This window comes from Kitasatospora cinereorecta (genome assembly GCF_024172095.1).
Lineage (GTDB): Bacteria > Actinomycetota > Actinomycetes > Streptomycetales > Streptomycetaceae > Kitasatospora > Kitasatospora cinereorecta.
Genome location: NZ_JAMZDX010000005.1, coordinates 162,777 through 175,466 on the forward strand (window position 1 = coordinate 162,777; position 12,690 = coordinate 175,466).

At 74.2% G+C, this 12,690-nt stretch carries 13 protein-coding genes; 7 read left to right on the forward strand and 6 right to left on the reverse strand.

Annotated elements, in window-relative coordinates; translation table 11 throughout:
• Window positions 1-70 precede the first annotated feature (70 nt).
• Entirely contained in the window at window positions 71-1,414 is a 1,344-nt protein-coding gene (locus tag FHR36_RS26405; RefSeq protein WP_253801008.1) for an aminotransferase class I/II-fold pyridoxal phosphate-dependent enzyme, read from the reverse strand.
• Between the two features lie 35 nt (window positions 1,415-1,449).
• On the opposite strand from FHR36_RS26405, the gene FHR36_RS26410 reads away from it, so the two are divergent.
• The 4 genes from FHR36_RS26410 to FHR36_RS26425 all read left to right on the forward strand — a co-directional run bounded on the left by FHR36_RS26410 (window position 1,450) and on the right by FHR36_RS26425 (window position 5,095).
• A complete protein-coding gene (locus FHR36_RS26410; RefSeq protein WP_253801009.1) occupies window positions 1,450-2,112 on the forward strand; it encodes a pyridoxamine 5'-phosphate oxidase family protein in 663 nt (220 codons plus the stop codon).
• A gap of 10 nt (window positions 2,113-2,122) precedes the next feature.
• Window positions 2,123-2,746: an FMN-binding negative transcriptional regulator gene (locus FHR36_RS26415; protein WP_253801011.1), complete on the forward strand. Its 624-nt coding sequence runs from the start codon at window positions 2,123-2,125 to the stop codon at window positions 2,744-2,746.
• 153 nt (window positions 2,747-2,899) lie between these two features.
• Entirely contained in the window at window positions 2,900-4,315 is a 1,416-nt protein-coding gene (locus tag FHR36_RS26420; RefSeq protein WP_253801013.1) for a sugar porter family MFS transporter, read from the forward strand.
• Between the two features lie 87 nt (window positions 4,316-4,402).
• The gene (locus FHR36_RS26425) at window positions 4,403-5,095 is read left to right on the forward strand and encodes a dienelactone hydrolase family protein (RefSeq protein WP_253801014.1); all 693 of its coding nucleotides are present in this window, start codon (window positions 4,403-4,405) and stop codon (window positions 5,093-5,095) included.
• On the opposite strand, the gene FHR36_RS40035 is transcribed toward FHR36_RS26425, so the two are convergent.
• The 3 genes from FHR36_RS40035 to FHR36_RS40045 all read right to left on the reverse strand — a co-directional run bounded on the left by FHR36_RS40035 (window position 5,092) and on the right by FHR36_RS40045 (window position 7,235).
• Window positions 5,092-5,745, reverse strand: a complete 654-nt coding sequence (locus FHR36_RS40035) for a hypothetical protein (RefSeq protein WP_308199643.1) — start codon at window positions 5,743-5,745, stop codon at window positions 5,092-5,094. The two genes, FHR36_RS26425 and FHR36_RS40035, sit on opposite strands and share 4 nt — an antisense overlap.
• 202 nt (window positions 5,746-5,947) lie before the next feature.
• Window positions 5,948-6,127 carry a hypothetical protein gene (locus FHR36_RS40040; RefSeq protein ID WP_308199644.1) on the reverse strand — a complete coding sequence of 60 codons (180 nt, stop codon included), beginning with the start codon at window positions 6,125-6,127 and terminating at the stop codon, window positions 5,948-5,950.
• Between the two features lie 109 nt (window positions 6,128-6,236).
• Window positions 6,237-7,235, reverse strand: a complete 999-nt coding sequence (locus FHR36_RS40045) for a serine protein kinase RIO (RefSeq protein WP_253801015.1) — start codon at window positions 7,233-7,235, stop codon at window positions 6,237-6,239.
• A 271-nt stretch (window positions 7,236-7,506) separates the two neighbouring features.
• Between FHR36_RS40045 and FHR36_RS26440 the strand changes: the two genes are divergently transcribed.
• The 3 genes from FHR36_RS26440 (at window position 7,507) to FHR36_RS26450 (ending at window position 10,326) form a co-directional block, all read left to right on the forward strand.
• Window positions 7,507-8,775, forward strand: a complete 1,269-nt coding sequence (locus FHR36_RS26440; RefSeq protein ID WP_253801016.1) for an MFS transporter — start codon at window positions 7,507-7,509, stop codon at window positions 8,773-8,775.
• Window positions 8,776-8,856: 81 nt separating this feature from the next.
• Window positions 8,857-9,426 (forward strand): HAD domain-containing protein, encoded by a 570-nt coding sequence (locus tag FHR36_RS26445; protein ID WP_253801017.1) that lies wholly within the window; start codon window positions 8,857-8,859, stop codon window positions 9,424-9,426.
• 87 nt (window positions 9,427-9,513) lie between these two features.
• Entirely contained in the window at window positions 9,514-10,326 is an 813-nt protein-coding gene (locus tag FHR36_RS26450; RefSeq protein ID WP_253801018.1) for a PhzF family phenazine biosynthesis protein, read from the forward strand.
• Between the two features lie 20 nt (window positions 10,327-10,346).
• Here FHR36_RS26450 and FHR36_RS26455 read toward each other — a convergent pair whose 3' ends face one another.
• Window positions 10,347-11,753, reverse strand: coding sequence for a S28 family serine protease (locus FHR36_RS26455; RefSeq protein WP_253801019.1), 1,407 nt, complete (start codon window positions 11,751-11,753; stop codon window positions 10,347-10,349).
• Between the two features lie 143 nt (window positions 11,754-11,896).
• Window positions 11,897-12,685 carry a CPBP family intramembrane glutamic endopeptidase gene (locus tag FHR36_RS26460; RefSeq protein ID WP_253801021.1) on the reverse strand — a complete coding sequence of 263 codons (789 nt, stop codon included), beginning with the start codon at window positions 12,683-12,685 and terminating at the stop codon, window positions 11,897-11,899.
• Window positions 12,686-12,690 lie beyond the last annotated feature (5 nt).

Here is a 12,690-nt window from a genome sequence, read left to right on the forward strand (position 1 = left end):
ACGGGTAATTCGCTGCGTCACCGACATTTTCGCTGTGTTACCAGCGAGTTTCGATACGCCGCGTAGCACGTCAGACCAGGCGCGAGCCTCCCGTCGGGGGTCCGAGCACCGCCGCCAGGTCCGCCGCCAGCGCGGTTGCCTCCCCCGGCCCGAGGGTGGAGATCGTCAGCCGTACGCCGGGCGGCGACTGCAGCCGGAACCGGGAGCCGGGCGCGGCCACCCAGCCGCGCTGCACCAGCGCGGCGGTCACCGCGGTCTCGTCCCGCACCGGCAGCCAGACGTTGAGCCCGCTCGCGCCGTGGCCGCGCAGCCCGTGCGCGGCGAGCGCAGCGAGCAGGCCCTCGCGGCGGCGGCGGTAGGCGGCGGCGACCTCGGCGGCCGGGGCGGCGTCGGTGCGCCACAGGTGCGCGACCGCGCGCTGGAGCAGGTGGCTGACCCAGCCGGCGTCCAGCCGCTGGCGGCCGAGCACCCGGGCGACGGTGTCGGCGTCGCCGATCGCGACCGAGACCCGCAGGTCCGGGGCGAAGGCCTTGGCGGCGGAGCGCACCAGCACCCAGCGCTCGACCGTGGTACGCCCGTCGGGCCCGGCGGCGAGCGAGCGGAAGGGCTGGTCGACCATGCCGTGGCCGTGGTCGTCCTCGATCAGCAGGGTGGCCGGATGCTCGGCCAGCACGGCGCGCAGGGCCGCCGCGCGCTCCGGGGTGAGGGCGGCGCCGGTCGGGTTCTGGGCGCGGCTGGTGACGATCAGCGCGCGGGCGCCGGCCTCCAGCGCGGCGGCCACCGCCTCGGGCCGCGGGCCCTCGTCGTCGAGCGCCACCGCTGCGGTGCGCAGGCCCCGCGCGGGCAGCAGGTCGAGCAGGCTGCCCCAGCCCGGGTCCTCCACGGCCACCAGGTCGCCGGGGCGCAGCGCGACGGCGAGCACCCGGTCGATGGTGTCCAGCGCGCCGGAGCAGACCGCGAGGGCGCCCTCCGGCGCGCCGTCGGCGGCGAAGGAAGCGCGGGCCAGCTCCAGCAGTTCGGGGTCGGCGGCCGGGTGGCCGTAGAGCACCGGCGGGCCCTCGGCGGCGGCCGCCAGGGCGGGGCCGAGCGGCGGCAGCAGCGCCGGGTCCGGGTTGCCGGTGGACAGGTCGCGGGCACCCGCCGGGACGGGGATGCGGACCTCGTCGCGCGGGGTGGTGACCGGCCGGGGCCGCACCCGGCTGCCCTTGCGGCCGGCGGTCTCGATGACGCCGCGCTCGCGCAGCAGCCGGTAGGCGGCGGCGACGGTGTTGGGGTTGACGCCGAGGTCGACCGCCAGCTCGCGCAGCGGGGGCAGCGCGGCGCCCGGGGCGAGCTCCCCGGCGGCGACCGCGCGTTCGACGTCGGCGGCGATCTCGTTGGCGCGCCGACCAGTGATCCGATACTCTCCTAGCACAAACACAATTATGCACTAGTACAGAGGGGGATGTCATGTCGGACGCATCCTACGCCCGCAACGCGCGGACCACGCCGACCCGCGACCGCGAGCGGGCCGGCTGGGACAAGGAGACGGTGAACGCCATCCTGGACGCCGGACTGGTCTGCCACCTGGGATTCGTCGCCGACGGCGCGCCGGTCGTCCTCCCCACCATCTACGCCCGGGTCGGCGAGCGGCTGTACATCCACGGCTCCACCGGCAGCCGCCCGATGCGCGGCGCCTCCGTCGACCAGGGCATGCCGGTCTGCGTCACCGTCACCCACCTCGACGGCCTGGTGCTCACCAAGTCCGCGTTCAACCACTCCGTCAACTACCGCTCGGTGGTGGCGCACGGCATCGCGTACCAGGTGACCGACCCGGACGAGCTGACCCTCGCGCTGGACGCGCTGGTCGACCAGACCGTGCCCGGCCGCTCCCGCGAGGTCCGCCCGGCCAACGCCAAGGAGCGGGCCGCCACCCGGGTGATCCGGCTCGACCTGGACGAGGTCTCCGCCAAGAGCCGCACCGGCGGCACCGGCGAGGACGAGGACGACCTCGACCTGCCGTACTGGGCCGGCGTCGTCCCGGTCACCACCGCGTACGGCACGCCCGAGCCCGCCCCGCACTCCACCGTCCCGGCGCCGGCCAACCTGCCGTCGAGCCGGGCCGCGGTCTGAGGAGGAACCTGTGCTGATCCGTTCCTGGGACCGGGGCACCGACGCCGAGTGGCGGGCCTGGATGGCCGGCCGCGACTTCGGCACCCTCGCCGCCAACGGGCCCGACGGTCCGGTGCTGGTCCCCACCCATTTCGTGCTGGACGCCGACCGCGGCGAGATCCTGCTGCACCTGGCCGCCCCCAACCCGTTCCGGTCCGCGATCCGGGCCGACCCGCGGGTGGTCCTCGCCGTCACCGACGACTACGCCTTCGCCCCCGGCCACTGGCGCGGCGGTACGCCGACCAGCTACTACACCTCGGTCCAGTTCCACTGCACCGCGGAGGCGGTCGAGGACGCGGCCGGCAAGGCGGAGATCCTCAACCGCCAGCTCGCGCACTTCCAGCCGGAGACCCCGGACGTGCGGGTGGTGCCCGGCGCCGAGCCGTACGGACCCCGGCTGTCCGGCCTGTTCGGGCTGCGGCTGACCGTGCGCGAGGTGCGGGCCAAGTTCAAGTACGACGACAAGCTGCCGCTCGACCAGCAGGCCGCCCTCGCCGAACGGCTGGCCGACCGCGGCGAGGGCGCGGACCCGGCCGTCCGGGCGCAGCTGCTGCGCCGCCACGCGCGGCGGGCCGGCGGCTGCCCGATCGACTGACGGCGCGTCCGCCCCGGCCGGTCGGGCCCGGTGCGGCGGGCCGTCGTCCGATCGGCCGCTGAACGCGCGCCCCGGACCGGGGGCTGATGGAATGTGAGGTGATCTCCGTCCGCCCCCGGCCGCGCAGGTGGGCCGCCTCACCCCCGGGAGCCCTTGCTGTCCACCGCACCCGTGCCGCACACCTCCGCGCAGGAGCACCTCGGCCACATCGTGTTCATCTCGGCGGCGGCCGCGATGGGCGGCTTCCTGTTCGGCTACGACAGCGCGGTCATCAACGGCGCGGTGACGGGCATCCAGAAGCACTTCGGCGTGGGCAACGGCGAGACCGCCTTCGTGGTGGCGATCGCCCTGCTGGGTTCGGCCGCCGGCGCGGTGATCGCCGGCCGGCTGGCCGACCACCTGGGCCGGGTCCGCACCATGCTGCTGGCCGCCACGCTGTTCGCGATCAGCGGCGTCGGCTCGATGTTCCCGCCCTCCATCGGCCTGCTCGGCTTCTGGCGGGTGGTCGGCGGCATCGCCATCGGCATCGCCTCGGTCATCGCCCCGACCTACATCGCCGAGGTCGCCCCCACCGCGTACCGCGGCCGGCTCGCGTCCTTCCAGCAGCTGGCCATCGTGCTCGGCATCACCATCTCCCAGCTGGCCAACTACGCGCTCAACCAGGCCGCCGGCGGCGAGTCCACCAACGACCTCGGCGGCATCCAGGCCTGGCAGTGGATGCTCGGCGTGGAGGCGATCCCGGCCCTGGTCTACGGGCTGATGGCGCTCGCCATCCCCGAGTCCCCGCGCTACCTGATCGCCGACCGCCGCGAGGCGCAGGCCCGCGAGGTGCTGGCCGAGGTCGAGGGCCCAGGCGTCGACCTGGACGCGCGGATCGCCGAGATCCGGGCCGTCCTCGACACCACTCACAAGCCGCGTGCCAAGGATCTGCTCGGCGGCCGCCTCGGCCTGCTGCCGATCGTCTGGATCGGCATCGGCGCCTCGGTGTTCCAGCAGTTCGTCGGCATCAACGTGATCTTCTACTACTCGTCGTTCCTCTGGCAGTCGGTCGGCATCAACGAGTCCAACTCGCTGCTGATCAGCCTCTCCACCTCGATCATCAACGTGATCGGCACGGTGATCGCCATGGTGCTGGTCGACCGGATCGGGCGAAAGCCGCTCGCCCTCGCCGGCTCGGCCGGCATGGCCGCCTCGCTCTCCGTCGCGGCCTGGGCCTTCTCCTTCCGCGAGGGCACCGGCGACAGCGCGACCCTCGCCAACACCTACGCCACCGTCGCCCTGGTCGCCGCCCATGTCTTCGTGTTCTGCTTCGCCTTCTCCTGGGGCGTGGTGGTCTGGGTGCTGCTCGGCGAGATGTTCCCGAACAAGATCCGGGCGCTGGCCCTCTCGGTCGCCGCCTCCGCCCAGTGGATCGCCAACTGGGCGATCACCGTCAGCTTCCCCGACCTGGCGGACTGGAACCTGTCCGCGACGTACGCCATCTACGCCGCGTTCGCCCTGCTCTCCATTCCCTTCGTGGTCTTCTTCATCAAGGAGACCAAGGGCCGCGCCCTGGAGGAGATGGGCTGACCGCGACCGATCGGCCCTGCTCCCCCACGACACCCCCCGGGCGGGACGACCCCGCCGCCCCGCCAACGCCGAACCGACGGAGAGGTCATGGGCAACCCCCGGCAGAACGTCACCTTCCCCAGCAACGGCCGCACCGCCCACGGGTACCTGGCCATGCCGCCGAAGAGCATCGGACCGGCCGTCGTGGTCGTCCAGGAGTGGTGGGGGCTGACCGCCCACATCGCCGACATGGCCGACCGCCTCGCCGCCGAGGGCTTCGTCGCCCTCGCCCCGGACCTGTACGGCGGCACCGTCGTCCACGACCGCGCCGAGGCCGCCCGGATGAAGGCCGAACTGCCCGCCCCCCGGGCCGCCCAGGACCTGCGCGGCGCCATCGACTTCCTGCTCGCCCAGCCCGAGGTGGTGGGCGACGCGGTCGGCGCCATCGGCTTCTGCATGGGCGGCGGCCTGGCCCTCGCCCTCGCCGCCCAGGAGGGCGACCGGATCGCCGCCGTCGTGCCCTTCTACGGCCTCCCCGACGACCCGGACTACGACTACCGCGGCCTCACCGCCCACGTCCTCGGCCACTACGCCGAGAACGACCGGTCGTTGCCCGTCCCCGTGGTCGACGAGGCCGCCATCCGCATCGGCGAGGCCACCGACCGCCGCCCCGAGATCCACTTCTACCCCGCCGGCCACGCCTTCATGAACGACGAGAAGCAGCCCTCCAGCTACGACGCCCTCCAGGCCGACACCGCCTGGCGCCGCACCCTCACCTTCCTCTGGGCCCACCTGGGCTAACCGCTGCGATACTTGCCCGGTCGAGGGCGGCGGACGGCGGGAAGCCCGATCAGGGTCCGGCTGAAGGCGTCGGGGTTGGGCGTCAGTGGGTACCAGGGGCGCGGCGGCGGGTAGTCGTCGCGCAGGACGCCCCTCGGGAGCGCCCCAGTGACGAGCATCGGCGGGGCCTCGTCCGGGTGGGCGAGGTGGGCCCAGACCCCGCTGTCCAGCGGCACCACGGCGGCTTCGTCGCCGTCCGGGCGCCAGGGCGTGCCGGTGAGCGGGTGGCGGGGGACGAGGAGGACGTCGGGACGCGGTCGGGGCATCGGGATCCCCGGACCGGCCAGCCCCACGGAGCGGGCGTCGGGCCCGGCCGGCAGGTACCGGCCGACGGCGTGGCCGAGCAGGTCGGCGACGGGGCCGGTCGGGAGGGTCACCGGGCGGTTGTCGGTGACCGCCACGAGGTGGGCCAGCGCGACCCCGACCGCCGCCTCCCAGCGCAAGCTCCACGACCCGTCGAGCTCGACGGGCGGGACGCGGTGCTCGGGGCGCGCCAGGTCGTCCCAGTCGGGGGGCGGTGCGGCGGGGAGCCCCGAGGGGCGGCGTACGACCGCGTCGGGCTCCAGCCACACCGTCTGCCACATCCCGCAGTCGTCCATCCGGGTCGCCACGGCCCACCCGCACCCCCGGCAGGCGAGATTGGGCCCGTCCCGGCCGTCCACCCCCCCCCCGGCAGTACCCGTCGCACTTCTCCGGGATCAGGGCCATGGACCGGGAGTCGCCGGGGGCGATGACGATCCTGTTCCGCGCACCGAAGGAGACGGCGTACACCGGCGCGTACACGCCCTGCCGGGCGGCGGCGTCCGCTCCGACCTAGTCCCACAGCCGCCAGGGCGGTCCGGTGGGCAGGGGGTCGACGGCGTACGTCGCGGGCTCCATCAGGGGAGGGTGGAGCTGCTCCCACGCCCCGTAGTGGGTGTGGACGGGGAGGGCGACCCGGGCCACCGGCGCCGTCAGCTCCGTGCCGCACCCGGCACACACGAACATGTCCAAGCAGGTTCCCTCCCACCCCGGTTGCCCGCGGATCATGCCGCGCCCGCGGGCCGGGGTTCCACCGGATTTCGGACCGGCCCGCGGTGCGGCTCGGCGGTACGGCCCCTGATCAGCCCAGGCGGGCGTCGAGGGCCAGCGACTCGACCAATTCGCCGACCCGGTGCTCGGGCAGGCCGCGGGAGACGAACCAGGCGCCGACGTTGCGGACGTCGCGCTCCAGGAACGACTTGCCGCGCGGGTTGGCGATGACGTCCACGATCTGCGGGACGTCGATGATGACCAGCCGCCCGTCCCTGACCAGGATGTTGTACGCCGACAGGTCGCCGTGCGCGTAGCCATCGGCGGCCAGCACGGAGAGGCTGCGGCCCAGCTGGTCCCACAGGTCCTCGACGTCGGCCTCCTCGGCGCGCAGCTGGGCGAGCCGGGGCGCGGCGGCGCCGCTCGCGTCGCCGACGAACTCCATCAGGATCTCCGTCCCGGTGATCTGCACCGGGTACGGGACGGCCACCCCGGCCGACCAGAGCCGGCACAGGGCCGCGAACTCGGCGGCGGCCCACTGCCCGGCGATGGCCTCCTTGCCGAAGGCGGTGCGCTTGGCCATGGCCCGGCTGACCCGGGACTCCTTGTGCTGGCGGCCCTCCAGGTACCCGGAGTCGCGGTGGAACATCCGGTGCTGGGCGTCGCGGTAGCGCTTGGCGGCCATCAGGGTGCGCCGCTCGGTGCCGGGGACGGAGCGCTCCAGCAGGAAGACGTCCGCCTCCTTGCCGGTCTTGACGATGCCGAGCTCGGTGTCGACGGCGGCCAGCTCGGTCACCACCCAGTCGGGGCGCGGCACGGGCCCCTTCTCGGTGGGGGTGGACTGGTCCCAGGTGGACCAGCGGTCGCCCTCGGGCGGGCCGTCGGTCACCGGGGTCGCGGCGTCGTCGTCGGGCGTGTCGAGGGGGAAGCCGTCGGCGTCGTACGCCGCGGGCTGGAAGTACTCGGAGTACTCGGCCGGGAAGAACTCGGGCTCGTGGTCGTCGAACCGCTCGGACCGGCGGCCGCGCCGGGAGGTGCCCTTGGGGCGGATACGGGAGAAGGAATCGCTGTCGGCAAAGCGCTCGCGCACTGCGGTGGCTCCTGGGAGACGGCCCACCGGTGCGTCGGTCTGCGACGCTTCGTCAGCCGGTGGGCGAGGAACGGAAGAGGAAGGCGTATGGCGCGCATGCAGAAGCGCGCCGCGACGTGGCGGCAACCATCCGGACACACCTCCTCTGTCGTCCGACCCGCCGGAGCGGCGAGAACGGTCACACCCTACCCAGCTGCCCGTCGGACGCAACCGAATTTCCCGGCCGCAAAATCCGTGGACACACCGACCGCGCTCCGCGCATAGTCGCGCGGTGAACAGCCGACGCTTCCCCTGGGCCAGCCGCACCTACCGGATCCAGACCGCGGCGACCGTGGTGAGCGGTTTGGGCAACGCCGCCGCGCCGATCGCCACCGCCTTCGCGGTGCTCGGCCAGGGCGGCGGCGCCGGCGAGGTCGGCTGGGTGACGGCGGCCCGGAACGTCCCTTTGGTACTGCTCCTGCTGATCGGCGGGGCACTGGCCGACCGGCTGCCGCGGCACCGGGTGATGGTCGCCGCCAACCTGTTCAACGCGCTCTCCCAGGCCGTGCTGGCCGCCCTGGTGCTCGCCGGTTCGGCCGAGCTGTGGGCGCTGCTGCTGCTCTCCGCCGCCGGCGGCGCCGGGCAGGCGTTCTACGCACCGGCCGCCGAGGGCGTGATCCTGCAGAGCGTGACCCCGGACCACGCCGGCAAGGCGTTCTCGGTGTTCAAGATGGCGGTGAACGGGGCGCAGATCGGCGGCGCGGCGCTCGGCGGCGCGCTGGTCGGACTGGTCGGCCCGGGCTGGGTGCTGGCGCTGGACGCGCTCTGCTTCGCGGTGGCCGCCGCCCTGCGCGCCCTGCTGCGGGTGGCACCGGCCGACCGGTCGGCGGAGGACCACGGCATGATCCACGAACTGCGGGTCGGCTGGCGGGAGTTCCGCTCCCGCCGGTGGCTGTGGGCGATCGTGGTGCAGTTCGCCGTGGTCAACTCCTGCGTGCTCGCCGTGGAGGCGGTGTACGGCCCGGTGGTGGCCCAGCAGCGGCTCGGCGGCGCCGGGACCTGGGGCATGGCGATGGCCGCGCTCAGCGTCGGCATGGTGACGAGCGGTCTGCTGATGGCCCGCTGGCAGCCGCGCCGGGTGCTGCTGGTCGGCAACGGCGGCGTGTTCCTCTTCGGCCTGCCCGCGCTCGTCCTGGCACTGGCCGCGCCCACCCCGCTGGTGGTCGCGGCGATGTTCCTCTCCGGCGTCGGGGTGACCGTCTTCTCGGTGGGCTGGATGGTGACGCTGCACCAGGAGATCCCCACCGAACTGCTCTCCCGGATCTCCGCTTACGACTCGCTGGGCTCCTTCGCCCTGCTGCCGGTGGGGACGGCGCTCGCCGGCCCGGCCGCAGGCGCCTTCGGGCTCGGCGGCGCGCTGTGGGGCTGTGCGGCGATCACCTTCGCACTGGCCGCGGCCGTTCTGGTCGTCCCCGAGGTCCGCCGGCTCACCCGCACCGCCGGGCAGCCGCACCACGACCCGGCCCCCGTACCGGAACCGGAGTTCCTCACGTCCGGTTGAGTTCCCGGTCACCTCGGGCAACCGACCCGGCCGATCGATCGTCAGACCGGATGACAAGGCCGCCGCCCGGGGGGAGACCCGATGCCCGCACCGCTGCTCTTCCTGGACGTCGACGGAGTGCTCAACCCGGTGTGCCCGCACCCCGACGCCGGCTTCGACAGTCACACCCTGCTCGGCTACACCGTGCTGCTCTCCGCCGAGCACGGCGCCTGGCTGCGCGAACTCGCCGGCACCTACGAGCTGGTGTGGGCCACCACCTGGGAGGACGAGGCCAACGTCCACATCGCCCCGCGGCTCGGCCTGCCGGAGCTGCCGGTGGTCCGCTTCAACGGGTACGTCCCGCAGCCGGGCGACCCCCGGGTGCCGCTGATGGAACTGTTCTCGGCCCGCAAGTGGGCGCCGCTGCTGCGCTACGCGGCCGGGCGGCCGTTCGCCTGGCTCGACGACTGCATCCCGCCCCGGCTGGTGCGCAACACGCTGCTGCGCAGCGCCCTGCTGCGCCGCGACCGGCTGCTGCTGCGGGTGGACCCCGGGCAGGGTCTGGACCGCGGCCACGTCGACCGGCTGCTGCACCGGCCGCCGACCACCGGCTTCCTCCGCCGCACCGGTGACCCGCACCCACCGGCCCGCATCGGTGACCCGCACCGGTGACCCGCGCCGGTGATCCACACCGGTGTGGATCACCGGTGGTCCCACCCGCGCGAAGGGACGAACCGGACGCCGGGATAGATTCGAGTCATGCGCATCCGGATCATCGACGCCTTCACCGACCGGCCGTTCGCGGGCAACCCCGCCGCCGTCTGCCTGCTGGACGGGCCCGAGTGGCCCGAGGAGCGCTGGCTGCGCCGGGTCGCGGCCGAGATGAACCTCCCCGAGACGGCCTTCGCCCTGCCGGCCGGCGAACAGCGCTGGGGCCTGCGCTGGTTCACCCCCACCGAGGAGGTGAACCTCTGCGGCCACGCCACCCTGGCCACCGTGCACGCGCTGCGCTCGGACGACCTGCTCGGCGAGGGCTGGGTGCGATTCGAGACCCGCGGCGGCGAGCTGAGCGCCCGCCCGGAGCCGGACGGCTCGATCACCCTGGACTTCCCCGCCAACCCGACCGAGCCCACCGAGCCGCCGGCCGGCCTGGCGGAGGCGCTCGGCCGGCCGGTGCCGGCCGCGTACACCACCGGCGCGCTGGGCGAGCTGATGGTCACCCTGCCCAGCGAGCACGCGGTCCGCGCCCTGGCGCCGGACCTCGGCGCCCTGACCCTGCTGCCCCTTCCCGCGGTGATCGTCACCGCCCCGGCCGACGACCCGACCGCGCCGTACGACTTCGTGTCGCGCAACTTCGCACCGGCGCTGGGCATCCCGGAGGACCCGGTGACCGGCAGCGCGCACACCGCGCTGGCCCCGTTCTGGGCCGCCAGGCTCGGCCGGACCACGGTGACCGGCTACCAGGCCTCGGTCCGCGGCGGCCTGGTGGTGTGCGAGGTGACGGGCGACCGGGTCCTGCTCTCCGGCCGCGCCGTCACCGTGCTGGACGGCACCCTGCACAGCACGCCCTGACCCTCAGGGCTCGGGTCGGCTCAGAGCCGGTGGCGCTCCAGCCGGAGCCCTTCCTCGTCCAGCGGCCCGAACGGCGGGACGGCGGCCGCCAGGGTTCCCGCGGCCGGCACGCCCGCCCAGCGCTGGAGGGTGGCGGTGGCCTCGGCGGCCTCGTCCGGACTCAGCGAGCCGATCTTGGCGCCGTGGTTGGCCCCCGGAGCGGTGTAGACGTGGCTGTCCCGGCTGCCGCGGCCGAGGCCGAAGCGTTCGGCGCCCCACGGGTCGTTCTGGCCGTAGACGAAGATGATCCGCTCGCCGGAGTGCCGCACCCAGCGGTCGATGTCGCGCATCGCCCCGGGGTCGAAGCGCATCGGGATCGAGCGGGGCACGAAACTGCGCGGCGCGTACAGCTGCCGGTAGTCGTAGTGCAGCAGCCCGGCCAGGTGCGAGACGTCGAACGAGGGCGAGCCGAGTTCGGTGCCGGCCTGGTAGTAGTACGCGGTGTAGCCGGCGAGGTCGGCGTCGCTGTTGGCGGTGACGCCGGAGTGCGCGTCCAGCCAGCCGTAGAGCTGGTCGTCGGTGGCGGTGGCGGCGGGGACGACGGCGCAGTCGGCGGCGGTGCTGTACTGCCAGAAGGCCCAGACCACGTCCAGGACGGAGACCTCGTAGCCGCGGTCGGCGCCGCCGATGGTCTCGAAGGTGTTGCCGAGCGCGGCGTTGGCGGCGGCGTAGCGCGGCTCCAGCCGGTCGCGGCGCACCAGGAGTTCGCGCTGGGCGCTCTTCAGGGCGTCCCGGCACTCGGGGGTGCCGACCCGGTCGAAGAAGGCGGTGTAGGCGGAGTCCTCGCGGTCGTCGGCGTCGTCGGGGGCGACGTAGGCGACGGTGCCGTCCACGTCGTGCGGGTAGAAGCGGCGGTGGTAGACCGAGGACATGCCGCCCTTGCTGGCGCCGGTGGAGATCCAGCTGCCGGGGTAGATCCGCTTGAGCGCGGTGATCACCCGGTGGGCGTCGGCGGCGGCCTGCCGGATGCCGGCCTTGGTCCAGTCCGCCGGTTCGGGCCGCGAGGGCGTGAAGTAGCGGTACTCGATGGACACCTGGTTGCCGTCGAGCAGCCGGGTGGGCTCGGTCCGCGAGGGGGTGGTGCCCAGGGTGTAGCCGTTGGTGTAGAAGACGGTCGGGCGGTCCTCGGCCCGGTGCAGCACGCTGATCCGCTGCTGGAAGGTGCCCCGCCAGGGCCGGTCGTGGTCGACGGGCTGGGTGTAGGTCAGCAGGAAGTAGCGGTGCCCGGTGGTGGTGGGTTTCTCCTCGGTGACGGTCATGCCGGGGATCGCGGCCAGCCGCTCCCGGATGTCGGGTCGCTCGGCGGCGGCGGCCGACGGGGCCGGGCCGAGGGCGAGGGCGGGGATCAGCAGGACGGCCGCGAGCAGCGCGCGCAGCAGTGGACGCATCGGCTCTCCCAGTGGACGGGTCGGACAGTGCGACCACCTTGTCGTGGACATGACGCACCGTCAAGCGGCCGTCCGGGTCCACCGTCCGAATCAGCCGGAGCGACCGGATCCGCCGGACGGTGCGTCACCCGGGAGGGCGGACCTCAGGGCGTGGGCAGCCAGCTGACGTGCCCGGCCAGCAGCGCGTACCCGACGAACGCCACCGTGTCGATCAGCCCGTGCGCCGCGACCAGCGGCATCACCCGCCCCCAGCGGCGGTAGAGCAGGCAGAACACCACGCCCATCACCATGTTGCCGACCAGCCCGCCGACCCCCTGGTAGAGGTGGTACGAGCCGCGCAGCACCGAGCTGGCGGCGATCGCCGCCGGCCAGCCCCAGCCGAGCTGGCGCACCCGGCGCAGCAGGTAGCCGAGGACGACGACCTCCTCCAGCACCGCGTTCTGCCAGGCGGAGAGGATCAGGACCGGGATCCGCCACCAGACGTCCGGCAGCCCGGAGGGCGCCACGGTCAGGTTGGCTCCGCCGGCCTGCGCCGCCAGGTAGAGGACGAGGCCGGAGCCGCCGATCGCGGCCGCGACCAGGGCGCCGCGGCCGAGGTCGGAGAGCTTGCGGGTGAGGTCGAAGCCGAGCACCCGCAGCGACGTTCCCTCGCGCACCAGCAGGTAGCCGACCAGCGCCACCGGCATCAGCCCGCGGGCGATGTAGTACAGCTGCCAGGCGAGGTCCAGCCAGGGCCGGCCGGGCGCGGCCGAGGCGTTGAGGCTGGCGACCTGCTTGCCGAGCGCGACCGGCGCGGTGAGCGAGCCGGCGAAGCTGATCAGCGCGGCGACGCCGCTGGCGCCGAGCGACAGCCCGAGCACGACGAGCAGTTCGACGCCGAGCAGCCGGCGGGACAGGGTCGGGGCGGAGGGCTCGGTCGAAGCGGTCGTCACCTGGT

Excerpts from the sequence above, each read along its gene's own strand:
- FHR36_RS26410 (WP_253801009.1), top strand. The coding sequence starts at position 1,450 with ATGTCGGACGCATCCTACGCCCGCAACGCGCGGACCACGCCGACCCGC.
- FHR36_RS26445 (WP_253801017.1), top strand. The coding sequence starts at position 8,857 with ATGCCCGCACCGCTGCTCTTCCTGGACGTCGACGGAGTGCTCAACCCG.
- FHR36_RS26425 (WP_253801014.1), top strand. The coding sequence starts at position 4,403 with ATGGGCAACCCCCGGCAGAACGTCACCTTCCCCAGCAACGGCCGCACC.
- FHR36_RS26450 (WP_253801018.1), top strand. The coding sequence starts at position 9,514 with ATGCGCATCCGGATCATCGACGCCTTCACCGACCGGCCGTTCGCGGGC.
- FHR36_RS26455 (WP_253801019.1), bottom strand. The coding sequence starts at position 11,753 with ATGCGTCCACTGCTGCGCGCGCTGCTCGCGGCCGTCCTGCTGATCCCC.